23 protein-coding genes and 2 pseudogenes are annotated in these 25,944 nt (G+C 37.7%); 12 read left to right on the top strand and 13 right to left on the bottom strand.

Features of this window, described 5'->3' with window-relative positions:
* The first annotated feature begins 7 nt into the window (after nt 1-7).
* The 4 genes from virB9 (at nt 8) to ACFIK2_RS05480 (ending at nt 4,442) form a co-directional block, all read left to right on the top strand.
* Nucleotides 8-814 carry a P-type conjugative transfer protein VirB9 gene (gene virB9 / locus ACFIK2_RS05495; RefSeq protein ID WP_375676957.1) on the top strand — a complete coding sequence of 269 codons (807 nt, stop codon included), beginning with the start codon at nt 8-10 and terminating at the stop codon, nt 812-814.
* Nucleotides 814-1,971 (top strand): type IV secretion system protein VirB10, encoded by a 1,158-nt coding sequence (virB10, locus tag ACFIK2_RS05490; RefSeq protein ID WP_375677044.1) that lies wholly within the window; start codon nt 814-816, stop codon nt 1,969-1,971. Before virB9 ends, virB10 begins: the two co-directional genes overlap by 1 nt.
* Nucleotides 1,946-3,007 (top strand): P-type DNA transfer ATPase VirB11, encoded by a 1,062-nt coding sequence (gene virB11 / locus ACFIK2_RS05485; protein ID WP_375634367.1) that lies wholly within the window; start codon nt 1,946-1,948, stop codon nt 3,005-3,007. Before virB10 ends, virB11 begins: the two co-directional genes overlap by 26 nt.
* Before the next feature lie 1,258 nt (nt 3,008-4,265).
* Nucleotides 4,266-4,442 carry a hypothetical protein gene (locus ACFIK2_RS05480; RefSeq protein WP_375628619.1) on the top strand — a complete coding sequence of 59 codons (177 nt, stop codon included), beginning with the start codon at nt 4,266-4,268 and terminating at the stop codon, nt 4,440-4,442.
* 1,871 nt (nt 4,443-6,313) lie between these two features.
* Here ACFIK2_RS05480 and ACFIK2_RS05475 read toward each other — a convergent pair.
* From ACFIK2_RS05475 to rimM, 7 genes are all read right to left on the bottom strand, one after another.
* Nucleotides 6,314-7,093: a succinate dehydrogenase iron-sulfur subunit gene (locus ACFIK2_RS05475; protein ID WP_005774220.1), complete on the bottom strand. Its 780-nt coding sequence runs from the start codon at nt 7,091-7,093 to the stop codon at nt 6,314-6,316.
* A gap of 14 nt (nt 7,094-7,107) precedes the next feature.
* On the bottom strand, nt 7,108-8,952 hold the full coding sequence (gene sdhA, locus ACFIK2_RS05470) for a succinate dehydrogenase flavoprotein subunit (protein WP_375620955.1): 1,845 nt from the start codon (nt 8,950-8,952) through the stop codon (nt 7,108-7,110).
* A 6-nt stretch (nt 8,953-8,958) separates the two neighbouring features.
* Nucleotides 8,959-9,345, bottom strand: coding sequence for a succinate dehydrogenase, hydrophobic membrane anchor protein (gene sdhD / locus ACFIK2_RS05465; protein ID WP_375612246.1), 387 nt, complete (start codon nt 9,343-9,345; stop codon nt 8,959-8,961).
* Nucleotides 9,346-9,363: 18 nt separating this feature from the next.
* Nucleotides 9,364-9,765 (bottom strand): succinate dehydrogenase, cytochrome b556 subunit, encoded by a 402-nt coding sequence (sdhC, locus tag ACFIK2_RS05460; protein WP_375634363.1) that lies wholly within the window; start codon nt 9,763-9,765, stop codon nt 9,364-9,366.
* Between the two features lie 470 nt (nt 9,766-10,235).
* Nucleotides 10,236-10,676, bottom strand: coding sequence for a 50S ribosomal protein L19 (gene rplS / locus ACFIK2_RS05455; RefSeq protein WP_375676956.1), 441 nt, complete (start codon nt 10,674-10,676; stop codon nt 10,236-10,238).
* Nucleotides 10,677-10,885: 209 nt separating this feature from the next.
* Entirely contained in the window at nt 10,886-11,584 is a 699-nt protein-coding gene (trmD, locus tag ACFIK2_RS05450) for a tRNA (guanosine(37)-N1)-methyltransferase TrmD (protein ID WP_375612244.1), read from the bottom strand.
* Nucleotides 11,585-11,867: 283 nt separating this feature from the next.
* A complete protein-coding gene (gene rimM, locus ACFIK2_RS05445; RefSeq protein WP_375676955.1) occupies nt 11,868-12,425 on the bottom strand; it encodes a ribosome maturation factor RimM in 558 nt (185 codons plus the stop codon).
* 131 nt (nt 12,426-12,556) lie between these two features.
* On the opposite strand from rimM, the gene ACFIK2_RS05440 reads away from it, so the two are divergent.
* Nucleotides 12,557-13,378 carry a SapC family protein gene (locus ACFIK2_RS05440; RefSeq protein ID WP_375676954.1) on the top strand — a complete coding sequence of 274 codons (822 nt, stop codon included), beginning with the start codon at nt 12,557-12,559 and terminating at the stop codon, nt 13,376-13,378.
* 3 nt (nt 13,379-13,381) lie between these two features.
* Nucleotides 13,382-14,350: a tyrosine recombinase XerC gene (locus ACFIK2_RS05435; protein ID WP_375676953.1), complete on the top strand. Its 969-nt coding sequence runs from the start codon at nt 13,382-13,384 to the stop codon at nt 14,348-14,350.
* Between the two features lie 18 nt (nt 14,351-14,368).
* Here the strand turns inward: ACFIK2_RS05435 and ACFIK2_RS05430 are convergent, their stop codons facing one another.
* A complete protein-coding gene (locus ACFIK2_RS05430; RefSeq protein WP_375612716.1) occupies nt 14,369-14,641 on the bottom strand; it encodes a BolA family protein in 273 nt (90 codons plus the stop codon).
* Nucleotides 14,642-14,765: 124 nt separating this feature from the next.
* Here ACFIK2_RS05430 and ACFIK2_RS05425 point away from each other — a divergent pair, with 124 nt between their 5' ends.
* From ACFIK2_RS05425 to cobT, 3 genes are all read left to right on the top strand, one after another.
* A complete protein-coding gene (locus ACFIK2_RS05425; protein ID WP_375606021.1) occupies nt 14,766-15,386 on the top strand; it encodes a J domain-containing protein in 621 nt (206 codons plus the stop codon).
* Nucleotides 15,387-15,587: 201 nt separating this feature from the next.
* Nucleotides 15,588-16,568 carry a cobaltochelatase subunit CobS gene (gene cobS / locus ACFIK2_RS05420; RefSeq protein ID WP_375634354.1) on the top strand — a complete coding sequence of 327 codons (981 nt, stop codon included), beginning with the start codon at nt 15,588-15,590 and terminating at the stop codon, nt 16,566-16,568.
* A gap of 14 nt (nt 16,569-16,582) precedes the next feature.
* Nucleotides 16,583-18,478 carry a cobaltochelatase subunit CobT gene (gene cobT / locus ACFIK2_RS05415; RefSeq protein ID WP_375676952.1) on the top strand — a complete coding sequence of 632 codons (1,896 nt, stop codon included), beginning with the start codon at nt 16,583-16,585 and terminating at the stop codon, nt 18,476-18,478.
* Between the two features lie 49 nt (nt 18,479-18,527).
* Here cobT and ACFIK2_RS05410 read toward each other — a convergent pair.
* The 5 genes and pseudogenes from ACFIK2_RS05410 to rpmB all read right to left on the bottom strand — a co-directional run bounded on the left by ACFIK2_RS05410 (nt 18,528) and on the right by rpmB (nt 21,915).
* A pseudogene (locus tag ACFIK2_RS05410) lies at nt 18,528-19,177 on the bottom strand (HaeIII family restriction endonuclease).
* On the bottom strand, nt 19,147-19,422 hold the full coding sequence (locus ACFIK2_RS05405) for a hypothetical protein (protein ID WP_375633585.1): 276 nt from the start codon (nt 19,420-19,422) through the stop codon (nt 19,147-19,149). Before ACFIK2_RS05405 ends, ACFIK2_RS05410 begins: the two are co-directional and overlap by 31 nt.
* Nucleotides 19,423-19,430: 8 nt before the next feature.
* Nucleotides 19,431-20,131, bottom strand: a pseudogene (locus ACFIK2_RS05400) (DNA adenine methylase).
* 706 nt (nt 20,132-20,837) lie between these two features.
* Nucleotides 20,838-21,521, bottom strand: a complete 684-nt coding sequence (locus tag ACFIK2_RS05395) for a VUT family protein (protein ID WP_375633586.1) — start codon at nt 21,519-21,521, stop codon at nt 20,838-20,840.
* Between the two features lie 76 nt (nt 21,522-21,597).
* A complete protein-coding gene (rpmB, locus tag ACFIK2_RS05390) occupies nt 21,598-21,915 on the bottom strand; it encodes a 50S ribosomal protein L28 (protein ID WP_375633587.1) in 318 nt (105 codons plus the stop codon).
* Nucleotides 21,916-22,210: 295 nt separating this feature from the next.
* Between rpmB and ACFIK2_RS05385 the strand changes: the two genes are divergently transcribed.
* The 3 genes from ACFIK2_RS05385 (at nt 22,211) to ACFIK2_RS05375 (ending at nt 25,818) form a co-directional block, all read left to right on the top strand.
* Nucleotides 22,211-22,993 carry an SURF1 family protein gene (locus ACFIK2_RS05385; protein ID WP_375633588.1) on the top strand — a complete coding sequence of 261 codons (783 nt, stop codon included), beginning with the start codon at nt 22,211-22,213 and terminating at the stop codon, nt 22,991-22,993.
* 706 nt (nt 22,994-23,699) lie between these two features.
* Nucleotides 23,700-25,319, top strand: a complete 1,620-nt coding sequence (gene purH / locus ACFIK2_RS05380) for a bifunctional phosphoribosylaminoimidazolecarboxamide formyltransferase/IMP cyclohydrolase (protein ID WP_375676951.1) — start codon at nt 23,700-23,702, stop codon at nt 25,317-25,319.
* Between the two features lie 346 nt (nt 25,320-25,665).
* The gene (locus tag ACFIK2_RS05375) at nt 25,666-25,818 is read left to right on the top strand and encodes a DUF1127 domain-containing protein (RefSeq protein ID WP_273790070.1); all 153 of its coding nucleotides are present in this window, start codon (nt 25,666-25,668) and stop codon (nt 25,816-25,818) included.
* Nucleotides 25,819-25,944: the final 126 nt, after the last annotated feature.

The following is a 25,944-nucleotide window of genomic DNA, read 5'->3' as shown; positions in this document are numbered from 1 at the left end:
GATTGTTATGAAAAAACTTGCGTTCGTTGTTCTATTGTCTTCGTTTTCTTCTCTTTATACGGTACCTGTGCAGGCGCTCAAAAGTCCATCAAATTCACAATATGATCATCGCATTCGCTATATAACATATAACGAAGCCGATGTGGTTCAAATTGAAACAGTTCTTGGTGTGGCAACACATATTATTCTTGAAGAAGGTGAACAGTACATAACTCATGCCTTTGGCGATTCTGAAGCCTATGCCTTTGCTCATAAAGGGCGGCATATTTTTATTAAACCAAAAGCAGAACTTGCCAATACCAATCTCATCGTTGTAACCGACAAACGGAGTTATAAATTCCGACTACAATTTCGGAATGACCGTGCGGGATCAACATATGAATTGGCTTTCCATTATCCCGATTCAAACGATGAAAAGTCAAAAGAAAACAATCGACGCCTTGCGATTGAACGTGGTTTTCACCAAAGCGTCAACGGCTATAATCTCAGTTATACCATGAGCGGTCACCAAGATATTGCTCCGATAAATGCTTGGGACAATGGGCGTATTACTTACTTCAAATTTCCCGCTAACATGGATATGCCATCGATTTATGTCGTAGATGCTGAAGGCAATGAAAGCTTAATACCACGCACCGTTATCGGCAGTTCTAATGATATTATCGCCGTTCATAAGGTCAATCCTAAATGGCTCATACGGCTTGGTAAACGCGCTCTAGCTGTTTTTAATGAAGCCTATGACCCCAATGGCGTACCAAACACAACAGGGACAGTATCTTCGGTGGTTTATCGTATCAATAAAGGAGGAAAATGATGTTTGACAATAAGGAAGGAGAGGGAAAAGGTACAAAACTGGACAACGTCGAGCAAAAACATATTGAAGGTGCCTATGGAGGATCCGAACTAGGTTCTGAACGTCGTCCAACAATTCCAGGTACCCGTGCATTGTTAATGGTAGGACTTATTGTCATAGTAGCGATACCGATTGCCTTGACTTGGAAAGCTTTTAAAATGCGTAATACCGTAGAAGTTGAGGAAGAAAAACCACAACGAATAGTACAGCAAATTATACCAAACTATGTCCCTCGAATTATAGAAGAACCAAAGATTGTAGAAGAAGCAGAAAAATCAACACAAATAGAAGATTCAAACTTGGATATTCCACCGGCCTTGAGTAAACTTCTTCAAACAGCCATTCCTCCACATATGCTCCAAGATTCTGAAGAATTAGCACGCAAACGTATGCTCAGTTCTAGCCTTAACAACGGTGGTAGCGAAGGATCTACAGATACAAATAATAAAGCATCGAATAATGATAGAGGTAATGGCGTATTATTTGATAACCTTCAGCCCGTGCGTTTAGGTCAATCACATGCGATGCAACTTCGTAACCGTGACTTTTTGATTACACAAGGAACGCAAATAGATTGTACGTTAGAAACAAAAATCATTACATCACAACCCGGAATGACGACGTGTCATTTAACACGCGATATTTATTCCACGAGTGGACGTGTTGTTTTGCTTGACCGTGGTTCTAAAGTCGTTGGTTTTTACCAAAGTGGCATACAACAAGGACAAACGCGCGTGTTTGTGCAATGGTTACGCATTGAAACGCCTTCTGGTGTTGTTGTCAATCTTGACTCACCAGGCACAGGTCCTCTGGGTGAAGCGGGTATTGGTGGCTGGGTTGACAGACATTTTTGGGAACGATTTGGTAGTGCAATTATGGTAAGCATTATCGGTGATTTAGGAGAATGGGTAAGAGGAAAAGTTGGTAAAAGCAGCAAAGAAAATAAAGATAACTCACAAAATAAAGGAGCTCAGAATGCTGAATCTATAGCAATCGATGTTCTTCAGAATTCCATCAATATCACACCAACACTTTACAAAAACCAAGGCGAACGAGTAAATATTTTTGTTGCTCGTGATCTGGATTTCAGCGATGTCTACAGTCTCGTCACACGTTAACCCGATACAAAAAGATCAAGCAGTTTTTCAGCTTCTGCAACCGCTTGATTGTTTTTTAGAAGATCCCACGATCACTGAATTATCGATTTGCCGCCCCTGTGAAGTATGGACGAAAAGCTTTAAGGGTTGGCAAGTACATAGCGTACCAGAGTTAACAACCACTTTTTTGCAAACGCTTATTACAGCTATTATCGTTTATAACGGTATGGCTCCCAGAAGTATTAATTATGTGCTCTTGCCTGGTGGGCAACGTGGTACAATTATACAAACACCAGCTGTTGTTGATGGTGCTCTTTCCTTTGTAATTCGTAAACATTCTCTCATAGTTAAGACGTTAGAAGAACTCAAAGAAGAAGGGGCTTTTGACGATTTTTCTGATGTAAGTTTTAATAAGCCTTCAGCAAAAGAAGCCAATAACTTGTTATCGAGGCAGGACTTCACACGGTTGGAACCATTTGAAGTTCAACTCTTACAAAGTAAACGTGAGGGAAAAATTCTTGAATTTTTGGAAAAATGCGTCCTTCACAAACGCAACATTATTATCGCAGGCAAAACAGGATCTGGTAAAACAACATTTGCTCGCTCTTTAATTGAAAAGGTCCCTGTAGAGGAGCGTATTATCACAATTGAAGATGTTCATGAGCTTTTTCTACCCAATCATCCCAATCATGTACATATGATTTATGGTAACAATGTAGGCCGTGTTTCAGCTGAAGAATGCCTAGATGCGTGTATGCGTCAGTCGCCTGACAGAATTTTTCTCGCTGAATTGCGAGGCAATGAAGCATGGGAATATCTCAATTCGCTCAACACTGGTCATCCCGGATCGATTACAACAACGCATGCCAACAGCGCTTTGCAAACATTTGAGCGATGTGCCACCTTGATTAAAAGATCAGAAATTGGCCGGCAACTCGAGTTAGAAATGATAAAAATCGTTCTCTATACAACAGTTGACGTAGTGTTGTTCTTTAAAGATAGAAAACTCTCTGAAGTCTTTTACGACCCGATTTTTGCTAAATCAAAAATCGCTTAAGGGGAGCTTCCTCTCTCGGTAATATGAAGCAAACAAAAATAGCCGTAACTAGTTGTTACGGCTATTTTTTTAACTTTTCCTATTCTCTTTGCTTCTCCAATGGATTTTCTACACTCTTCATGAAGAAAAAAAGTTAATAGACAACAACTCTACGAGAAAACCAAATTATACATAAGGCTCTCTTTATTCTCTTGCCTTTGATCATTCTTTCCATTTACCTTTTGAAAAAGTATCTTTGATGCAAAAAAGAAAAAATAGCTGCAAAATAAATATTTAAACAAAAGAAAAGAATAAATTTTGATTCGCCTATCAATGAAAGCTTCGTAAAATAGGTACTTTCGATCATCATAAATAATTATCGTCATCAAAACCAAAACTTATCGTTTTAAAATTCTAAGCGCTATTTTCAAGTGATTAATAAATATGTTTTTTAACCAAACAATCTCCAAATACGGAAAACCTCATACGAAATAAATTATCATTTCGATTTAGCATCCATAAACCACGTTCTATTTGGTAATAAAAAGTATAGTGGTATATCAACGTCTTCTTCGGACGAAGAAAGATTCTTAACCTCTAGTTGTTCGTAAACAACCAAATTTCTCTTAAGTAAGCTTTGCTAACCATATCACGTGGCTTATGTCCCTCTCCTAAAGATGATATCCATAGACTACATAAGGTAAACTCTACTCTGAATATTCCTGCTCTCTTCTCTGCACCACAAAAAGCAAAAATTCCTAAAAGAACAGATCTACAATCACTCTTCTTAAGCCACGTCACATTGATCTATAAAGAGTGTTCATTATTTTGCGTGTTGGATAAAAGATCTTAGTACCGTAGGATTCTCTCATTTCAAAGCTGTTTATTAACCAAAACCATGTCTCTTGCACATTATAAGTAAATAAAGCCGTATAGAATGAAACTGTACAAAAAGCACTAAAAATGCCTTTTATAAACCATCCAAAATGCCCAAAATTGTCACAACATTGGGAGTTTGCAAAGTATCTAATGGCGCCCAACTTGCTCTTTTATGAAGTGTAAAAATGGAGATGCTCTATAAATTTTATATTATTCACCGGGGCTTTACCATTATACCATCCACGAGCTCTGTAGTGAAATAAGCTTAGGCACCTTAAAGAAAGGTTTCTTAAAAACAAGCGTGTAAATTGACAAGCAAAGTGTATTTGGCTCGGGGCGTTCTGTTTTACATAAGGGTTTTGATCTTATTAAAGAACGAGAGAAACAAAAGCGTGAAGCAATGCGTAATCTCTATTATTTAAAAGACATTACTCTAGATGCTTTTGAAAGTCGTAAAGCAGAATTAAAAAATGATGCTAAAAATGGAAACTGGTTTGCACCTTTACAGCTTCATATTCTCCTCAAATTAGGAAGCTGTAAAGCGACTTTCAAAGATTGCGCCAACAGAGATACATAATATTCTTAACTCCCATCTGATAAATAAAAGCTGCAACAGCAAAAGCTCTTTTAGAAAAACAACGCCATAAAGTCATTAATAAACCGGCAATGAATTGGAGAAATGTTCCAGATTTTTATCAAACACTCTGCAAAGCAACAATAATGATACAACTGGCTTTGCATCTGCTTATTCTTACAGGTGTTCGTACCCATCTCTTGCATCAATTCGTGAAGATCAGATTGAAGAGGATATATGAACAACTCTTGGCTCGAGAATACGAACGGTCTGCGTGATACTACAGGAGATTTCGCATGTCACTATGATCACAAATATTAAAAATTTTAAAACAAGCACGCTTGTTTTTTCGCAATGATTTCTGTTTTCTGTAACCGGTCGTAGTCCTTATTAAGGTGAATTTCCTATCACAATATATAAGAGAGGTTAGGTTAAAAACCTGTCCACGTAGATTTCGCTCTCATTTACGTAATTGGCTAACAGACTCCACCTATCACACCTCAAAGGACGAAGCCTCTTAACACGCCACTGATCTGCAAACAATCCGCCCCCTCACTTAGCAGATTTCACCTTCTAACCACTCTAATTACCACATCCTAAATAAGATAGTGTTTTACAGCACAACAGAATAAATACCAAAACAATGGCTGATTATACCGTTAATACTTGGACACCTCTCTTTCATGTTAAGAAATATCTTTTATGCTAAAAAATAAAAAACACTTTTACTGCTTAAATAACTTTCTTCAGCATATATACAAGAACAATGAAATACCCTAACATAATAAATAAGACCTAAACCTAGAAATCTCTATTTTTTATAGATAAAAACATATAAAATCAAAACCTATGAAACTCATAAAAACACAACATGTTTTCTTTGATGATTGAATTCATTCAACTCAAACGAACCTATAAACATCCCTATTCCACATTCGCAACACGTGTTCTTAGAATTCTCACTAGCCTTTTCTAAATTTTTGGAAAAAACTATAAATTTGATATTTTTTAAAAACGCCTTATTTGCTCTTTAATGAATTTAAATCTATGACGTTACAATAATTTTAAATTACTTCCCCCTTAACTGTATGATCTATCTCTACAATAGAGAGGGATTTTACGTTCTCCATTTTTTAAGAACTATAAATTTTGCTTTTTAATGCGATTAACAATCCAATCTTTAAAACAAAAAATATGACCTTTATATATATAATGATATTATCAAAAATTCCTAATCCTTGAATATTAGCAATGTTTTCGATATTATAATAAACGTATCGTAAAATGACGAATTGTCATAATGATCACTCCTTTGTATTTCATTTAGATAATTTACATGCGTTTAATATTTGTATCAGCATTTATTTTTTGTTCTATATTTATACAGAGTAATCATTTTTTATAAAAAATGATTACTTGAATCTGCATCAAAGTATAAATTATGATGCGAATTTAATAAAAATAAAAACACATGGCATATTGATTTTATTGTTTTTACATAGAACGCTATTTAAAGTATAGTTTACTCGAAAGACTAATGCCTTTTTAAAGGCAATAATAACTATACTAACCACCTCATAGAAGCCAATAAATTTTTAGAGATTAAGCCTCAAAGAGGCACAAAAACACGCACAATTTTCTATTTTTCTTTTTACTGTTCGTTAATCGGTCAAATTTCAAAGATAATATTCAACTATGAGTTTTCTGCTCAGCCATTGCAAGGATTGCTTAATTTTTTAGGGATTACTTCACTTTTAGAATGATTATAGCTACTGCACCCTCATAAGCAGCCGATCTTCTTTTAGAGATTTAATTGCTAAAAGGAGATACAATTTTTTCCACCTTACGCTTTATTTTGATCAATCAGTAAATTTTCAAAGGCGGCGTTCAACCATGAGTTTTTTAATTTCAGCAATCGCTTTCGCTGGATTTAATCCCTTTGGACAAGTTTGCGCACAATTCATAATCGTATGGCAACGATAAAGGCGGAAAGGATCTTCTAAATTATCAAGACGTTCACCACACATCTCATCACGTGAATCCGCAATCCAGCGATAAGCTTGAAGCAAAACAGCGGGCCCCAAATAACGATCACCGTTCCACCAATAACTTGGACATGAAGTCTGACAACACGCACACAAAATACATTCATAAAGGCCATCGATTTTTTGGCGATCGGAGTGACTTTGTAACCATTCTTTTGCAGGTTCAGGAGAAACTGTTTGCAACCAAGGCTCAATGACTCGGTGTTGTGCATAAAAACGCTTTAAATCAGGAACCAAATCTTTAACAACCGGCATGGAAGGCAACGGATAGACCTTAATGGGATGTTTTACATCATCCATCCCTTTGGTACAAGCTAATGTATTGGTTCCATCAATATTCATCGCACATGAACCACAGATGCCTTCACGGCATGATCGACGAAGTGTCAAAGTTGGATCAATATGGTTTTTAATAAACAAAAGCCCATCAAGAATCATAGGACCACAAGCAGAACGATCCACATAATAAGTATCTAAATGAGGATTTTCCTCATCATCAGGCGACCAACGATACACGTGAAATTCCGTCAGCTTTGTAGCACCTTCAGGTTTAGGCCAAACCTTTCCCGGTTTTACTTGAGAATTTTTGGGAAGCTTAATTTGTACCATATTGCATTCTCCCCTTAATAAACCCGTTTTTTAGGTGCAATGCGCTTTAAATCGATCCCACCATCAGCTTCAGATGTTAACGGATCCACATGGACAGGTCGATATGATAATGTCACCTTACCCTCTTTTGACAAATGTGAAATCGTATGTTTACGCCAGTTTTTATCATCACGCTCTGGATAATCTTCACGAGCGTGAGCGCCACGGCTTTCTGAACGTGCTTCGGCAGAATGAACAGTCATGATTGCATTCGCCATAAGATTTTCAAGCTCTAATGTTTCAACCAAATCAGAATTCCATATCAGAGAACGATCTGTGACTTTGAGATCCGACAATTCCCCCCAGATTTTATTCATCCGTTGACATCCCTGTTTCAAAGAATCTTCTGTACGGAAGACTGCTGCGTCTTCTTGCATCGTGCGTTGCATTTTTTCACGCAATACAGCTGTTGGTATTGCCCCTTGTGCAAAACGTAAACGATCAAAACGCGCTATAATTTCGTCAACAGCTTCTTCATTGATGGGTGGAATTTCTGCATTCCGATCAATAACTTCACCCGCGCGAATGGCAGCAGCACGACCAAACACCACAAGATCAATTAATGAATTTGACCCCAAGCGATTAGCACCATGAACAGAAGCACATCCTGCTTCTCCTACCGCCATCAGCCCTGGTTGAATACGATCAGGCGAATCAGCCGTTGGATTGAGAACTTCCCCGTAGTAATTGGTAGGAATCCCACCCATATTATAATGAACCGTTGGCAAGATGGGGATAGGCTCTTTTGTTACATCCACCCCTGCAAATATCCGTGCTGATTCTGAAATCCCTGGTAAACGCTCATGCAAGATTGCAGGATCAATATGATTGAGAACCAAATGAATATGGTCCTTCTTAGGTCCAACGCCACGTCCTTCACGAATTTCAAGTGTGATACAACGCGAAACCAAATCACGTGAAGCCAAATCCTTAAAGGAAGGTGCATAGCGCTCCATAAAGCGTTCACCTTCAGAATTGATTAAATAGCCTCCTTCACCACGAGCTCCTTCTGTAATTAAGCAGCCAGAACCGTAAATCCCTGTCGGATGGAATTGCACAAACTCCATATCCTGAAGTGGCAATCCAGCACGTGCGATCATTCCACCACCATCACCCGTACAGGTATGCGCCGATGTCGCAGAAAAATAAGCGCGTCCATAACCACCGGTTGCAAGAACAACCATTTTGGCAGAAAAACGATGTATTGTACCATCATCGAGATTCCATGCCACAACCCCCGTACAAACCCCATCCGTCATGATGAGATCGAGTGCAAAATATTCAATAAAAAATTGCGCATTATGCTTTAAGCTTTGTCCATAAAGCGTATGCAAAATGGCATGGCCTGTACGGTCAGCTGCTGCGCAAGTACGCTGAACAGGCGGACCTTCACCAAATTGTGTCGTATGTCCACCAAAAGGACGCTGATAAATTTTGCCTTCTTGCGTTCGCGAAAAAGGAACGCCATAATGTTCTAATTCATACACAGCAGCAGGAGCATTACGCACCAAATATTCCATTGCATCGGTATCGCCCAACCAATCAGAACCTTTCACGGTATCATATAAATGCCACTGCCAATTGTCAGGTCCCATATTTGAAAGCGATGCAGCAATTCCCCCTTGTGCTGCAACCGTATGTGAGCGCGTTGGAAAAACCTTCGTAATACAAGCTGTCTTTAATCCTTGTTCTGCCATACCCAGTGTCGCACGTAATCCTGCACCACCTGCCCCAACAACAACAACATCAAATTTATGATCTACAGTGCGATAAGGGGCGTTACCTGCTTTAGCACCCAGAGATGATCCTGTACCCGCCATACTTGTTTAACCCCCTAATGCAATTTTCAAAAGAGAAAAAATAATGATACCACCTATGAGAAAACAAAATAAAATATTTAACGTCAAAAAGAATATCCGAAAACCTTCACGTGGAATATAATCTTCAATCACCACCTGCATACCAAGTTTCATATGATAAAGGACCGAAAAAGTCATCAATCCCATCAAAATAGCAACAATAGGATGTGCAAGTCTTGCACGCACAATACTATAATCCTTGCCCACAAGCGAAAGAATAAGAACAATAAAAAATATCAAAAGTGGTAGATTGATAAACCCCGTCAAACGTTCTAGCCAAAAATGCTCTGTTCCTTCATGAGCACTGCCACGCCCCCGTACTTTTCCAAGTTCCGTTCGAAAATCTTTTTTCATGTCTCTTTTCACCCCCAGCTAAACAACGGTATATCCAATAATCCAAATCGCAAAAGTAACAATAAGAGAAATAAACACTGTCGCCCAAGCAGTGACTGTTGCCTTTTCTTTTGCCAAAAGGCAAGGCTTCAGATCCCAAACAATGTGGCGAACACCACCAACCATGTGATGAACCCCTGCCAAAGTATAAAGAAACAAAATACACAATCCAAACCAAGAACTATAAATCTCATGAACTGTTTTAAATGTCTCCTCGCCACACGCAATAGCAATTAACCAAACAGCAAGAAAAACCGTTCCAACATAAAGCGCCATACCCGTAATTCGGTGTGCAATGGACATGGCCATAGTAATTGTCCAACGATAAATACTTATATGAGGGGAACGAGGGCGCTCTTTTATCCTAGTTGTCTCTATCATAAAATATCCTGACCTGGTTTTTGCAACCGCAATGAACGAGAAAGTTCGCGCAAAACGACTAAACATACTCTCTCGTTTTTACTTGTTTGGCATCTCAAGATACCGATATTACAGGTCGGTTGTCTCAAATAACGGATTAAAGGTCACGCATAAAAAAACCGATTACTCCCCGGATATGATCCGCAAAACTCGCCTTAATCTAATACACTTTTATCTTCACGTCAAAGGTCTAAAATCTTTTCCAAATATAAACAGACATTTTTTCAGATTAAACTTATCCTTTTGAGTATCCACGATATATGCAATGGTCTCTTAAACTGCACCCATGATTAAGAATAAAAAGAGGAAAAATTGATAGATTAAACATTTTTATGTCCCCTCCAAGCCTTTTAAAAGGCAAAACGAATCAAGAAAGACACAAATAAGCGGCATAAAAGCCGCTTTTGCATAAAGTTTAGCCGATACAATCTTTACTCAGAAACTTGCTTTTCAACATCTGTGCTGACAGATGCTGCTTCTACTTTCTCAACAACCTTTTCAGCTTTTTTCCGATAATCTCTCTTTTCAGCGATACGTGCAGCTTTACCTCTCAAGCCACGTAGATAATAGAGTTTTGCACGGCGCACTTTACCACGGCGCACCAGCTCAACACCTTCAATCAAAGGAGAATAAACAGGAAATACCCTCTCCACCCCTTCACCATAAGAAATCTTGCGTACTGTAAAGGTCTCATTCAACCCACCGCCTGAACGCGCAATACAAACACCTTCATAAGCCTGAACACGCGTTCGTGTACCTTCTGTCACACGCACCATAACACGAACTGTATCTCCTGGCTTAAAGGCTGGAAATTGGCGCTTTTCTTCAATTTTTGCACATTGTTCAGCTTCAAGTTGTGCGATAATATTCATTTCTTTTATCCTTCATGTTCTTTATCGAACAGTCAGAGCGCTCAACTCTTACCAAAAAAGCCTTTATTAAGAATAAGGAGCTCTTTAGGCTATGTCTTACACAGGAGCGAATACACCATTCCTTCATTTTAATTTTGGAACTACAGAAAACCTTTTATAAAAAACTCTCTAAAAAGAGAGCCATGCAATACACCACCTTATCATATGAATCAAGTTTTCTGATGATTTTTATTATAACGCGCATAAAGATCAGGGCGACGTTGACGTGTTAACAATTCGGCTTGGCTTTGACGCCAATCTGCGATCGCTTTGTGATGACCTGAGAGCAATACAGGCGGAATACCCCGCCCTTCGAAAAGAGAAGGGCGGGTATATTGCGGATGTTCCAGCAAGTCATTTTCAAAACTTTCACACCTTGCAGAAGCTGCATTCCCCATCACTCCAGGCAGAAGACGTATAATAGCATCTAAGATAACCAATGCGGCTGTTTCACCCCCTGAAAGAATATAATCACCAATAGAGACTTCTTCTAGTTCTCGTGCCTCTATGACTCGCTCATCAACCCCTTCAAAACGTCCACAAACTAACGTTACACCCGTATCACGAGCCAAGCTATGCGCGTAAGCTTGGTCAAAAGGGCGCCCACGTGGACTCATCAACAATCTTGGCGAATCCTGTGGACAACAATCAAGAGCCGCCGCCAATACATCCGCCCGCATTACCATACCCGCTCCCCCACCAGCAGGTTTATCATCAACGCTATGGTGTTTGTCTAAAGCAAAATCCCTAATCTGTACCGTCTCCAGTGACCAAATTCCGCGCTCTAAAGCTTGCCCTGCTAAAGAATACCCTAAAAAACCAGGAAACATTTCAGGATAAAGAGTTAAAACGCGCGCCTGAAACTTCATTTTATTTCTCATCCTTATTTTCTTAAACAGACTCTTAATAGCAAAAATAGCACAAACAAAATATTTAACGCTATAGCGTTAAATTGAATCTCCTTGATCTGCGCCATATTCAATACGATCCTTCTAAATACTTGCACTAAAAAAGACTCTAAAAATTCAGGACTATTTCGAGATAAAGTGCTTACAATATCTGCTCAAAAGTGTATTTTTAATATTTCCACACATTCCACTTTTTATTGACGAAATTCATCTGTTATTTTTTCCTTCATCTTTATTTTTAGATTCAAGCTATTTCCTTTTTATCATTGTCTCCCCCATCACTTAAACCAGCTGCCATGGGATCAACAACAAGAAAACCAGAATCCATATAAATTTCTGGTACCGCCGCCTTACTAAAGGGAATAAGAACTCTTTTACCTGTATTCAAACGTATTTCAAGCAAATCACCAGCCCCGAAATTAAAAAAACCACACACTTCACCTAAGATTTTTCCCCCACAATCTTGGACACACAAGCCTATTAAATCGACTTGATAAAACTCATCCTCCATCAAATCATCCATTAATTGATCACGCGTCACATAAAGGCGAAGACCTTTTAAAGACTCAGCCGCATTACGATTTTCTACCCCTTTAAAACGTACAATCGCCTTATTTTTTTGTATGCGAAGAGTTACAATTTCATAAGAACGCCCCATATCATCATAAAGAGTGCTGTAAAACTTGAAACGCTGTGGCTCAGCACTTAGAATTTTAACAAAAACATCTCCTTTTATACCATGAGGCATACCAATAATGGCAAGATAGACTTTATTTTTAAGCTTTTCTTTATTATACTTCATGCAAAAATATTATCTCTCAAAAATGAACCCTTCAATCTTATAGTTTTCTATTCAATCTTGTTGCCATATGAGACAATCTTCTAAAAGACCTTTCTTGGTAACAAAAACAAATTAATAAAGGAGAAAGTCTTATGGCAAATATTATGCTATTTTACAAAGATATCACACCAATCAACAAAATTTCCCATAAAAATCTAAAATTTGCTCCTCCAACTGATATGTCTTTTGCCAAGGATACTCATTGGGTTCCTTTAGCAAGTACTGAATATTTTCAAGCAGCACTAGACTATCCTATTTTATTTATGTGCGCCGAAGATGAACAAAAAAAACGGCACTACACATCCGCGGCTCTTGTCGGTCTTTCTAATGACGAAAATGACTATATCGCTTCTGATAAAAGTTGGAAAACCAATACTTATGTTCCCGCTTTTGTCCGTCGCTATCCTTTTGTTTTGGCACAAATTAGCAATGAAAAAGAACTTTCTGTTTGCTTTGATCAACAGTCCGGTATGTTTAATGAAGTTGCAGGAACAGAACTTTTTAATTCCGACGGCTCTATTTCTCCTTTTATGGAAGAACGTATTCGTTTTCTTGAAAGTTTTAAAGTCGCTATGGAAAAAACCTCTGAGTTTATTGATGCTCTTGTAGAAATGGATCTTCTAAGCCAAAAATCCATCAATGTGAAAAACGATAAAGGTCTCTCAGCTCAATTGGAACATTTTTGGGTTGTTGATGAAGAAAAATTGAATAAATTATCAGCAAGCCAACTTGCCAAACTTCATAAAAATGGCTTTTTAGGATTAATTTTTGCGCATTTGATGTCAACGCACAATCTTGTGAAAATACTCTCTCTCAAAGGTGAAAAGCAACTTATCAATCGTGAAGAGCAACCCCAAAACAAGAATGGTCATTCTAACGATGAAAAATCTAAAAAGAAAGAAACTCTCAACTAGATAATGCCTATCAAAAACGACAAGAGAAAAGATGAAAATATTCCTCTCATTCCAGCAGACCATGCAATTTTAAAAGCAAGGAAAAATTGGTTAGAGTGTCTTACCCAAACACGTCGTATGTCAGCACAAACAGTGCAAGCCTATGAACGTGATACGCGGCAATTTTTGTCTTTTCTCTGTCAACACTTAAATCATACACCAATCCTTACAGATCTTGCTCATTTACGCATCAGTGACTTGCGTGCTTATCTTGCTTATCGGCGTACAAACAATGTAAGTGCGCGCTCTTTAAGCCGCGGAGTAGCAGGCATCCGTTCTTTTTTCAAATACTTATCACGTGAAGGAATCGTCAATGTTCCCGCGGCTCAACTTATCCGAAGCCCCAAACACCCCAAATTGCTCCCAAAACCTTTAGCGATAAAATCAGCACTTCACATAGTCAAACAAGAAAATCAACTGGAAAATGAACCTTGGATCAGCGCTCGTAATGCTGCTGTCCTCATGCTTCTTTATGGCTGTGGAATGCGAATATCAGAAGCCTTAAGCCTCACACCAGAACAATTTTCTGATCCTAAAAAAACAAGTTTATTTATAACAGGAAAAGGCGGCAAAACACGCCTTGTTCCTCTCATCAAAATTGTTTACGAAGCTGTACAAAATTATCTCAAATGTTGCCCATATCCTTTATTGGATAACCAACCCATATTTCGCGGGGCGCGAGGCGGTCCCCTACAGCCCGCCATTATTCAGAAAACTGTACGCAACTTACGAACAAGCCTTGGTTTACCAGAAACTGCAACGCCTCATACACTGCGCCATTCTTTTGCCACCCATCTTTTATCACGGGGGGGAGATTTGCGCACGATTCAAGAACTTCTTGGGCACGCTAGTCTTTCCACCACACAAATCTATACCCACGTCGATACAGACCATTTGTTAAAAATCTATCAAAAGGCCCATCCCCGTTCCTAAAAACGTCTCATCAAAAAATTAGAGTGTTTCAACCTCAAGTGCCAAAGCATGAACACAAGTAGCTAACTCTTCTTGTAAAACTTTATAAATCGCTCGATGTATTTCTACGCGTGTCATATTAGAAAAAGAAGAAGATAAAATTTTCACTCGAAAATGTGTTTCTCCTTTACCATCAAAAGCATGTTCATTATGAGGATGCCCCTCATGAAGATGACTTTCGTTAATCACTTCAAGCTTTTGCGGATGAAAAGCATCCTGAAGCTTTCTCTGAATTATTGTTTCTATAAACATTTTTCATTCCTCAAACAAAATGAACGTGCAAAAATACACCTTTTTCATAATAGAATAAGTGTGAAAACAAATTTTTCAAAAGTCAATTCTTGTAAAATTAATCAATTTTGCATAAACCAATAATATGACAATAACATCTAAATTATTCGATTCAATTCGCATAAGCTCAAATAAAAAACAAAAAGCTGAGCCAGAAGCACAACAGTGTCAGTGGGAAGGTTGTGAAAAAACAGGGTCCCATAAAGCACCAGCAGGTCGAAATCACGAAGGACAATATTTATATTTTTGTATTGAACACGTACGCGCCTATAATAAAAATTTTAATTACTTCTCTGGTCTTAGCAATAAAGATATCGCAAAATTTCAAAAGGATGCTCTCACAGGACATCGTCCGACATGGCCTACAGATCTGAGCAATGGTACATCGAAAAAAACAGCCGCGAATTATGCAAAGATTCGCTCTGGCACAGCTGCCTATCAAAATCGCATGCGCGATCCCTTCACGCTTTTTACTGGGCAGCATTCAAGCAATAAGTTCTCACGAAAATTAAAGCCCTTAGAAGCAAAAGCTTTTGATACACTGGGACTACAGGCAAACGCTTCAGCAGAAGACATCAAAATGAAATATAAAGAGTTGGTAAAAAAGCACCATCCTGATTCCAATGGTGGTAATCGTGCTTCAGAAGAGCGCTTTCGTGATGTTTTACATGCTTACAATTTGCTAAAAAAGTCTGGTTTGTGCTGAAAACATGCGCTTATATGAGTCTATTTTCATTTAGACCATCATTATTTGCGCAAAATGTTACTTTTTTGCAAAACATTATAGAATACGTAAAAAAATCTTTCTTCAATATCTAAGGCTCTCATTATAGAGCATTGCATAAATACTTTAACTCTTGTATCGTTTCTAATGAATAAATAGCGTCCTCTCCCTTTCAGAAACATAATGACAAATCTTACCGTTGAAAATTTGCCCGATATTACACTTTGTGCTCGCGATCTATTTCATATTGAAACAGATCTGAAAGTCCCTGCTTTTAGCACAAAAAGTCCCCATGTTCCTGATATCGATCCTGATTATCTTTTTGATCAGCAAACAACTTTAGCGATTCTCGCAGGTTTTGCCTTTAACCGCCGTGTAATGGTTTCTGGCTATCACGGTACAGGGAAATCAACGCATATTGAACAAGTTGCTGCACGTCTTAACTGGCCTTGTCTTCGCATTAATCTTGATAGTCATGTAAGTCGTATCGATCTTGTAGGAAAAGATGCTATCGTTTTAAAAGATGGCTTACAAATCACTGAATTTAAAGAGGGCATTTTGCCATGGGCTTATCAAAATAATATTGCTCTTGTTTTCGACGAATATGATGCAGGGCGTCCCGATGTTATGTTTGTTATCCAACGCGTTCTTGAAACCTCTGGAAAACTAAGCTTACTTGATCAAAGCCGTGTCATCTCTCCCCATCCAGCATTTCGTCTTTTTGCAACGGCAAACACCATTGGTCTTGGTGATACAACCGGTCTCTATCATGGTACCCAACAGATCAATCAAGCTCAAATGGACCGCTGGTCTATTGTTACGATACTCAATTATTTACCCCATGATAAAGAGGTTAATATCATTTGTTCAAAGGTCAAATCTTTTCAAACGGCTGAGGGAAAAAAGACAATTTCACAAATGGTTCATGTTGCTGATATGGTACGCCAATCTTTTATCAATGGAGATCTTTCAACTGTCATGAGTCCACGTACCGTCATTACTTGGGCAGAAAATACAACAATTTTTCAAGATGTCGGCTTTGCCTTCCGATTAACCTTTCTCAATAAATGTGATGAACTCGAACGTGCCACTGTTGCAGAATTTTATCAACGCGCCTTTGGACAAGAGCTTCCCGAATCACTCATTCATGGTGTTTCGCCTTAAGGAATCTGTCACTCATGGCTACCGATATTGGCGACAACAAAAATCTGGCAAAGGACTCTTCCAACAACACTCTTAATGCTGAAGCTTTTAAAAAAGCACTTTCCACCTGTATGCGTGCAATTGCAGGCACAAACAACCTTGAAGTTTCCTTTAGTCATAACCGACCATCTTTAAGCGAAAGTTGCGCGCGTTTACCAGAATTACCTCAATACGCAACGAATAAAGACATCACCATTACCCGCGGACTAGGTGATTCCATGGCTCTGCGCAAAGCATGGCATGACAACCGCATTCACATGCAATTTTCTCCACCAGAATCAGAAGCACGTGCTATCTTTGATGCCCTCGAACAAACACGTGTTGAAGCAATTGGCACTTTAACCATGGAGGGACTTGCAAAAAATCTTGATATCATGCTCGCCGATAAATACAAAAGAGCCCATTATCATAAGATTAGAAACCAAAGTGAAGCCCCCATCCAAGAAGCGATTGCACTTTTATTGCGTGAAAAAATAACAAAGCGCACAGCTCCAAAAGAATCAGGTCCTGTCTTAGAATTGTGGCGTCAAGAACTCGAACAAAAAGCAGCAGCAGAACTCAATGAACTCCCACATCATATTTACAACCAACAAGCTTTTGCACAGATTGTTCGCCAAATGCTTGTTACACTCAAAATGACAGTGCAACAAGCTGAAGCTTCTAACAGTGAAAACAATAAAAAATTAAAAAATGCGTGTGAACCTCAAGACCAAAGAGAAGAAGAGAGTAAAAACAAAAAACACGCTCAAAGTGAAGAACAAACCAGCACTGAACAAGAAAGTGATGTGCAAGATGATGGAAAAACACAAGCGACACAATCAAACAACAATGATCAAGCTGACGGCGAGCAAAAAAATGGACCTTGGCAAGAAAAGCCGAGCAAACCCAAACACCTTTTTTCTGATTCGGAACAAATGCAAAGACTTGGCAATTATAAAATCTTCACCCGTCAATTTGATGAAATTTTGGAAGCAACAGATTTTTGTTCTGAAAACGAGTTAGATCACTTACGCCGTTATCTTGATAAGCAAATCAATCATCTGCAAAACATCGTTGGACGTTTAGCAAACCGTCTCCAGCGCCGCTTGATGGCGCAACAAAATCGCAACTGGAACTTTGACCTTGAAGAAGGATATCTTGATACAACACGGCTTCCACGTCTAATTATTGACCCCATGCAACCCCTTTCTTTTAAAATGGAAAGCAACACCCAATTTCGGGACACAGTTGTTTCACTCCTCATTGATAATTCTGGCTCAATGCGTGGACGCCCCATTAGCGTTGCTGCAAGTTGTGCTGATATTTTGGCACAAACTCTTGAACGTTGTGGTGTCAAAGTTGAAATTTTAGGTTTTACCACCAAAACTTGGAAAGGGGGCAAATCGCGCGAACAATGGCTTACCCAAAACAAACTCCATAATCCTGGACGCCTCAATGATTTATGCCATATCATCTATAAAAGTGCTGATACCCCATGGCGTCGCGCACAACGCAATTTAGGTTTGATGATGCAAGAAGGATTATTAAAAGAAAATATCGACGGAGAAGCTTTGATTTGGGCTCATCAACGCCTTTTATCACGGCGTGAACAACGTCGCATCCTCATGGTCATTTCTGATGGTGCTCCTGTTGACGATTCGACACTATCGGTCAACTCCAGCAATTATTTAGAAAAACACTTACGCGCAGTGATTCAAGAAATCCAAACACACTCCCCTATCGAACTCATTGCCATTGGAATTGGTCATGACGTCACACGTTATTATCAACGTGCTGTAACAATTATGAATGCTGAAGAACTCGCCGACGCCATAACAAAACAATTAGAAATACTTTTTAGTGATAAAAGAACTCATATTCATAAGAAATAAACCTGCCTTGAATCAGCAACGATTACATTTTAAAAAATTATCTCTATCATTAAACCATCGGAATTTGATGACTAACAACCTGAGAAGATAATCCCACAAATTGAATATCGAACTTTAAGGAAGCTTCTACTTTACTGGATGCATTATGAATCCTAAAAGAAATGCTCCAACCATCTTCAAAATTATAATGAGTTTGTTTTTACTTTCTGGTTTTAGTGCAACGGATAAAATTTTGCTTGGAATTTTCCATTTACGACCATATCCTAGAGTGCCATTCAAATTAAAAGACTGAATAATAACCCGTTTTTGTTTAGATCTTGTATCTATCATAATCTTATAAAAATCATAAGAACCTATAACATACTGAAACAATAGCTTCACAAATTTATCTTGATAATCTAAACAAAGCCTTTGAAGTTCTTTAGAAAAAGCTTCTAGGATTGGAAGATAAACTCTGCTGTCTTTATCCTCTATATCTCTAAAGAACATCTTCTTATCTCTAAGCTCTGCTAAATAATCAAAAATAGGACTAACTTCATTGAAATAAACGCTGCTACAAGAATAACCTGTCCATTCTTTACCAAAATCTATTTTACTGGAAAGGCGAGGATGTTTGATAGCGCTATGATTATGTTTTGCAGAAATACCAATAGGATTTTCAGGAACTTTTAAAATAATATCACGGACATCTCCTTTGATCCCAACAAAATCTTCCTGAAGAACAATAGTTTTCGTGTTTCTAATATTTTTATCATGTAACTGTAAAAAATGGCTGCTTCAATAGAAGCAAGATTTAAAAGCCTTTTTTCAGTATCATTAAATAAATTATAAAAAGACTCCGCTATTTGAAAAGACGAATTAAACTCTATAGAAGCCTTTGTTGCTTTTTTAAAACCCATAGCCAAAGCATATTCAAAGGCTTTTCCATTTTCTACCTGATTCATGCAATTTCCTAAAGATCCTTACTCAAAATTACGAGTTCATTTGATTTTTTATTGTTTCCCATACCGTAAGTCCATTCAGGATTAAGTATTGTATGTCCTTTATAAAGTTCTCTAACTTCCACACAATCATTATAAGATAAAACCCATCCTTGACGCTTTCTCAAAAGTTCAGCAAGAGCTTGATGATCAAAAGAATTATGTTTATCGCCTTTGTGACCGTAAAGTTTTTGATTAATAAGGTACGGAGGATCACAATAAAGAAAATCGTTAGAGTGTTTAGGAATACTTTCTGTAAAATCTCTGTGTTCCACTATGAAGTTTTCAATCTTAAAATCTTTAAGCCGTTCAATAGAACGATAATTGAATCGGGGGTGTCCTGGAGACATACCACCAGAAAGTGTCGTTCCGGAAAAAGAAGAACGATTAAGAACAAAAAAACGGCAGCAATCTCTAATTGATTTTTAATATTCCCAAAAGTTTTTTGGAGATTATAAAACATTACGGGAGTCATATCTTCATATTCTCTCACTTTTTCTGCAAGAGCTGAAGCATCTTTCAAAAGCATCTGCCAAAAAATAACAAGCGGCTTAAAAGCATCATAAGCATAAACCCTTGTTCCTCTTTTTGCTAAGGTTAATTCAATTGAACCGCCTCCTACAAAAGGAGAACATAAAGTTTTCTGTTTCCTTATATAGTTATTAATAATCATAGGAACAGCACGACTTTTCCCTCCCGGATAACGAAGAAGTGATTTTACAATAGGCAACTCCCTAGTCTCTCTCTGTTTTTTCAAGGAAGTTAATACAAAATTATCAAATAAAGCCTCTGTATGATCTGTTTGATTTATCATTTTATTCATACTATCAGCTCCAAGTATCGCATTTCTAACCTACAATTATCTAAAATAAACACTCGAAGCGTTTGCCAAATTCTACAGAGATCGCATTATAACAAATTGTAAATTCATTAACATATCTGCACAAACATTTGTTACTAAAATAATGATAAATATCAGTATAACCAAATTTTAAAACTGTCAAAAAATACTTGATACCATTGGTATTTATTTTTCTATTTATATACTACCCAAATGTATATCGAAATGTTTTTTCCTTTATAAGAACCAAGTTTCTTATAGCTCAAATAATCATAAGTAAGACATCACAACTCTTAACAAAACATTTTTGATCCTTTATAAGAGCTTTATTATCTGTTTTTAATGCTGATAAGATGCTCTTATCCCATACTGAATCAGTCAAAACCATTTCCTTACACATCGTAAGCATAGATGATGTATGGATAAATACAACTTGAGAAAAGAATCAAAATACCTCTTATAAATCCGCTTAAATTCTGCCCTTAGAGGACAGAACTCCCCTCCCCTCTTCTTTAGCAAAACAAAAGAACAAAGACCATTATTTGTTACAAACAAAAGAAGAATCATCCTTTGAAGGACTTTGATAAAGAGGAAGCTTTACAATATTAAGAATTGTTCCATAAGGAATCAACATAAACAGGCTCATAATAATTTTTACCGAAAAATCACCAAAAGCAAGCGATAACCAAACTGGCATGCCTATCCCTCCCAAAACAGTACTCTCCACTAGTGAACTATCAGCATAGCCTGTTATCTTATCAAGAACAGCAAACGAGCTAGAAAAAGCAAGAGCAAAAAACAGCACTGTATCCAAAGCTGAACCAACCAACGCTGCTGCTAAAGGTGCTTTCCACCATGTTTTACGTCGCAAAGGAGTAAAAACAACAATATCAAGGAGTTGCCCAAATAAAAATGCAAAACTAGAAGCAAGTGCAAGCCGTGGTGTCGCCAATATCCAAGAAACAAAGACACCCGTAAAAAAACCAGCATAAACCACACGCCGCGCAGCAGATGGACCATAAAAACGATTGGTCAAATCATTGATTAGAAAAGCAAATGGATAGGTAAAAGCCCCATAAGTCAACAGCGCATTCAAATCAAACCAATAGACAGGATATTGAACTAAAATATTAGAAGCCGTGACAGCAAGGCACATTGCAAAAATAGAAAAAACAACATACCTTTTCTTTTGCTGTTCTAATAAAAGACCGCTTGAAGACATTTTTTTAACCTGGGATATGGAACCAATAAAACAGAGCGATCAAAAAGAAAAAAGCCAAAAACAATAACGCTGAAAATTACGCTGCTTGTTCAGCCTTCTGCTCACCTTCTTGCTCAGCTTTTTTCTTAACGATTTGGCGTTTTAACAAACGCGCACGTTGTGACAACTCTTTATCGTCTGCTTTAATCAAAAAACCATCAAGACCACCGCGGTGCTCAACAGAACGCAACGCATTTGCTGAAATACGCAAGCGATAACTTTGCTGTAACACCTCTGAAATCAATGTCACATTGCAAAGATTTGGTAAAAAACGACGCCGAGTCTTATTATTCGCATGGCTAACATTATTACCATACAGAACCGTCTTCCCTGTCAATTCACATGCACGAGACATAAACTTCACCCTTAAACTCTAAGAAACTTTCAAATCCCCATACCCAAAGGACACAATGAACGCAAAACACGCGCAATGCAACCTTGAACGGGCATCATTGGGAAGTTTCTTTCTAATAGGGGGTCGACAACAAAAGGTCAAGTCTTTTATAAAACCTTTTTCATCTCTTGTTGGCTCATTTTTCATCTTTTTCCTCAATAAGGCGTGCAAATTCCACCAAAACGCGTACAAAATGTTTTTTTTAATATATACATGTTAGAATAAAAGCCTATTGTCCCGAAAGGAAGCACAAATCATGAGCAAAAAAGAGCCCCCTATGACAAAGCTTCAGGGAAATTCTTGCCGTTTTTCTTCTTTTTTATTTGGAACTTTATGTATTTGTTTTTTTCTTCTCTTCAGTGCATTAGGTATATGGCAAGTACAACGGTTAAACTGGAAAACAAATCTTATCACCAGTACCAATCAACGCATTCATTTGCCCCCCATAAAAGCCCCTCCAAAAAATCAATGGTCAGATGTTACTTTTGAAAAATATGAATATCAACCTGTTATTATCACAGGAAAATTTTTAACAGATAAAAATATTTTAGTCACTGCTGCCGCTCAAAATACTACAGGCTATTGGGTTTTGACTCCTTTAAAAACTGCTGATAATACACTGATCTTTATCAACCGTGGCTTTATCCCCATGGATGAACGTAACAATTTTCAAAACACAGAGCAATCACATACAAATGCCTTATCTCAGCAAAATTCTACCACAGACACAGAACAAACAACGATTATAGGTTTATTACGCATGAGTGAAAAAAATGGATTTTTCCCGCGTAAAAATAATCCTGACAAAAATTTATGGTATACGCGCGATCTCCCCGCTATGGCACAAAAACTTGGTTTGTCCACTGTTGCCCCTTATTTCATTGATGCCAGAAAAACATCTCCACAAGCAAAACTTCCCGTCGTTGGTCTTACGATTATCCATTTTCGAAATAATCATCTCGTTTATGCAATCACGTGGTTTATTTTAGCTACTGGTGTGTTAGGAGGTTTTCTTTTTCTGCTACGGCAAAAAAACTAAAAAAAAATACCTCTTCCATCTCAAGTAACAAAAATTTTTAGAATCTTGAAAACTGATAAAGAGAATAAAAGCTACCAACTTGCGCCTTTGTTAAATTAAAGATCATAAGCATACAATGAACTTTATACCATCCACAAAAGATTTACGCGACACTCTTATCAAAAAAACATCATAAAATAGGGTTGATTCATTAAAGATGTAATGCCCCAAAATGTGAAGAAATGCATTATCTTCACTCTTAAAAAGAATTGTCATAAACGCTTTTAAAAAATATAAAGCTAAATTTTAAAATAATAGAAAAGATGAGCACTCATTTTTGCCTTTATAATTTTATATTCTTGCTTCATTAGATTGTTTCCCATTTCAGAGATTACTCCAATTGATATACGCAATACTTTCGCCTTCATCTAATATAAAAGCTAATATAGCAAAGAACATACGGATACATTTTTTGTTTCACAACTGCTATGAAGATGAGATATTGAGTTATAAGCAACAAAAAAATATTTAATGTCTCAATGAGACTTTTATACCTATCACCACACCTCAAATGAGAGGTTTTTACAGGATAATAGAAAAAGGTGAATCATCCTATATTCTAAAAAGACAGTTTATCCTTTCAGTGTATTTTGCTAAAGGCTTATGCTATAAACGTATAAGCGTGTTTTACTAGAATTTTAACTCTTTCATTTTTAAGGCTGCTGTTATGGGTGTTGTTGCCAAAAATTTTCCCATACCTGATCTTCATCGGGTTCGTCGTGTTCTCTTTTCTGTGTCTGATAAAACGGGTGTGGTTGCTTTTGCACAAGCCCTTCATGCTACTTACAATGTTGAATTAATTTCAACAGGAGGAACAGCCAAAACCCTCATAGCGGCTGGTTTACCCGTAAAAGATGTTGCTGAAGTTACCGGATTTCCTGAAATAATGGATGGGCGTGTAAAAACACTCCATCCTTTGATTCATGGTGCTTTGTTAGGGGTAAGAGAAGATCCTAACCATAGGGAAGCTATGGAAAAGAACAGCATTCATGTAATTGATCTTTTGGTGGTGAATCTTTACCCTTTTGAAGAGACGATCCTTTCGGGAGCTGATGGGCAAACGATTCTTGAAAATATTGATATCGGTGGACCGGCGATGATTCGCGCCGCGGCAAAAAATTATGCTTATACCGGTGTTGTAACAGCGATAAAAGATTATGATTCGATTCTAGCTGAATTAAAGCAGCATAATGGATGTTTAAGCTTATCTATGCGTCATCAGCTAGCAATGCGCGCTTATGCACACACCGCTGCTTATGATACGGCAATAGCATCATGGTTTGCACGGGATTTAGAAATTGAAACTCCATCGTGGCAGAGTTTTTCTGGTCATCTTGAAAACGTTATGCGCTATGGAGAAAATCCACATCAACAGGCAGCATTTTATCGCAATAATGAAAAACGTTTTGGTATTGCAACAGCAAAACTTTTACAAGGCAAAGCGCTTTCTTATAACAATCTGAATGATACAGATGCAGCCTTTGAACTCGTGGCAGAATTTGATCCGCAAAAAACCGCTGCTGTCGCTCTTATTAAACATGCCAATCCTTGTGGTGTTGCGGAAGGAGAAAATTTGAAAGAAGCTTATTTGAAAGCTTTTATGTGTGATAATGTATCGGCATTTGGTGGAATTGTTGCTTTAAATCAAATCCTTGATGAGGAATGTGCTGAAGAGATTGTTAAAATTTTCACAGAAGTGATTATTGCTCCTGATTCCACAATGGCGGCACGTGAAATTATTGCCAAGAAAAAAAATCTTCGTTTGCTCATTACAGGTGGAGTTCCTGATCCACGCTGTGGAGGACTTCTTGCGAAAACACTTGCAGGAGGTATTTTAGTGCAATCACGTGATAACGTGGTAGTCGATGATCTTAAATTGCAAGTAGTGACAAAGCGGGCACCAACTCAAGATGAAATGCGTGATCTTCAATTTGCTTTTCGTGTAGCAAAGCACGTTAAATCAAATGCTATTGTGTACGCGAAAAATAGCGCAACAGTTGGAATTGGAGCCGGACAAATGAGCCGCATCGATTCAGCCAAAATTGCTGCAAGTAAAGCAGCAGAAAGTGCGCAAAGAGCAGGCTTAATAGAAACTCTCACAAAAGGATCTGTTGTTGCATCAGATGCATTTTTTCCTTTTGCAGATGGTTTATTAGCAGCAGCTGAAGCAGGAGCAACAGCAGTTATTCAACCAGGAGGCTCCATGCGTGATGAAGAAGTTATCGCCGCTGCTGATGCACAGGGGTTAGCGATGGTTTTTACAGGAACACGTCACTTCCGCCATTAATAATTTTGCTGCTTTTCTTTTCGTATGAGACAAATGTTTCAAGGAATTTTTCATAATTATCGTATGACTATTGATAACTGTTGAAATGGAAGCAGTTATTCAATCCAAAGAATCTACACGTGAAGAAGTTTATCACCGCAGAAAATGCACATAATTTAGCCATTGATTAGGGATAAGATGTTCTTGTTGATATTTTTAATGGTTACCCTTTCGCATGAGGAAAATGTTAAAGGGATATTATCTTGTATGTAGATGCATACCTGCTATGATATTATAACACAACTCTTTTTAGTAATATACTCTATTCTTAAACTAAAGAGTGTAATGAAAAGTTTGAGTAGAGGATATGAATATTCTACGTTTTTATAGTAATTGGCGCCGTTATCGTCGAACCGTTAATGCGTTAAGTCGTCTTTCAACATATGAACTCAGCGATCTTGGAATTTGTCGAGGTGATATTGATTCAATTGCACGACGTTATTCGCGTAAATCTTTATGAAAATTGTTTGAGATATTTGAGAGAATGCTTTGCTATAAAAAAGTGCGCATTTTGTGGTTTGTTATTATGACTTCATTTTTAGTATAATAACAAAGAGCAGAAGGGTTATTTTTCTTGGCCATTGTA

Origin of the sequence: Bartonella sp. AP88XZML, assembly GCF_042195565.1 — a bacterium.
GTDB lineage: Bacteria > Pseudomonadota > Alphaproteobacteria > Rhizobiales > Rhizobiaceae > Bartonella.
Note: the sequence above shows the minus strand (reverse complement) of the source record. Positions and strands in the feature narration are given on the sequence as shown.

Coding starts and splice junctions, on each gene's coding strand:
- sdhD (WP_375612246.1), bottom strand. CDS start 9,345: ATGAAAAAAGATTTTCGAACGGAACTTGGAAAAGTACGGGGGCGTGGC.
- ACFIK2_RS05375 (WP_273790070.1), top strand. CDS start 25,666: ATGAATATTCTACGTTTTTATAGTAATTGGCGCCGTTATCGTCGAACC.
- ACFIK2_RS05430 (WP_375612716.1), bottom strand. CDS start 14,641: ATGTTTATAGAAACAATAATTCAGAGAAAGCTTCAGGATGCTTTTCAT.
- cobT (WP_375676952.1), top strand. CDS start 16,583: ATGGCTACCGATATTGGCGACAACAAAAATCTGGCAAAGGACTCTTCC.
- virB9 (WP_375676957.1), top strand. CDS start 8: ATGAAAAAACTTGCGTTCGTTGTTCTATTGTCTTCGTTTTCTTCTCTT.
- rimM (WP_375676955.1), bottom strand. CDS start 12,425: ATGAAGTATAATAAAGAAAAGCTTAAAAATAAAGTCTATCTTGCCATT.
- ACFIK2_RS05405 (WP_375633585.1), bottom strand. CDS start 19,422: ATGAATCAGGTAGAAAATGGAAAAGCCTTTGAATATGCTTTGGCTATG.
- ACFIK2_RS05425 (WP_375606021.1), top strand. CDS start 14,766: ATGACAATAACATCTAAATTATTCGATTCAATTCGCATAAGCTCAAAT.
- ACFIK2_RS05385 (WP_375633588.1), top strand. CDS start 22,211: ATGAGCAAAAAAGAGCCCCCTATGACAAAGCTTCAGGGAAATTCTTGC.
- ACFIK2_RS05395 (WP_375633586.1), bottom strand. CDS start 21,521: ATGTCTTCAAGCGGTCTTTTATTAGAACAGCAAAAGAAAAGGTATGTT.
- cobS (WP_375634354.1), top strand. CDS start 15,588: ATGACAAATCTTACCGTTGAAAATTTGCCCGATATTACACTTTGTGCT.
- rplS (WP_375676956.1), bottom strand. CDS start 10,676: ATGAATATTATCGCACAACTTGAAGCTGAACAATGTGCAAAAATTGAA.
- ACFIK2_RS05435 (WP_375676953.1), top strand. CDS start 13,382: ATGCCTATCAAAAACGACAAGAGAAAAGATGAAAATATTCCTCTCATT.
- virB10 (WP_375677044.1), top strand. CDS start 814: ATGTTTGACAATAAGGAAGGAGAGGGAAAAGGTACAAAACTGGACAAC.
- rpmB (WP_375633587.1), bottom strand. CDS start 21,915: ATGTCTCGTGCATGTGAATTGACAGGGAAGACGGTTCTGTATGGTAAT.
- sdhC (WP_375634363.1), bottom strand. CDS start 9,765: ATGATAGAGACAACTAGGATAAAAGAGCGCCCTCGTTCCCCTCATATA.
- trmD (WP_375612244.1), bottom strand. CDS start 11,584: ATGAAGTTTCAGGCGCGCGTTTTAACTCTTTATCCTGAAATGTTTCCT.
- ACFIK2_RS05440 (WP_375676954.1), top strand. CDS start 12,557: ATGGCAAATATTATGCTATTTTACAAAGATATCACACCAATCAACAAA.
- ACFIK2_RS05475 (WP_005774220.1), bottom strand. CDS start 7,093: ATGGTACAAATTAAGCTTCCCAAAAATTCTCAAGTAAAACCGGGAAAG.
- sdhA (WP_375620955.1), bottom strand. CDS start 8,952: ATGGCGGGTACAGGATCATCTCTGGGTGCTAAAGCAGGTAACGCCCCT.
- ACFIK2_RS05480 (WP_375628619.1), top strand. CDS start 4,266: ATGCGTAATCTCTATTATTTAAAAGACATTACTCTAGATGCTTTTGAA.
- virB11 (WP_375634367.1), top strand. CDS start 1,946: ATGTCTACAGTCTCGTCACACGTTAACCCGATACAAAAAGATCAAGCA.
- purH (WP_375676951.1), top strand. CDS start 23,700: ATGGGTGTTGTTGCCAAAAATTTTCCCATACCTGATCTTCATCGGGTT.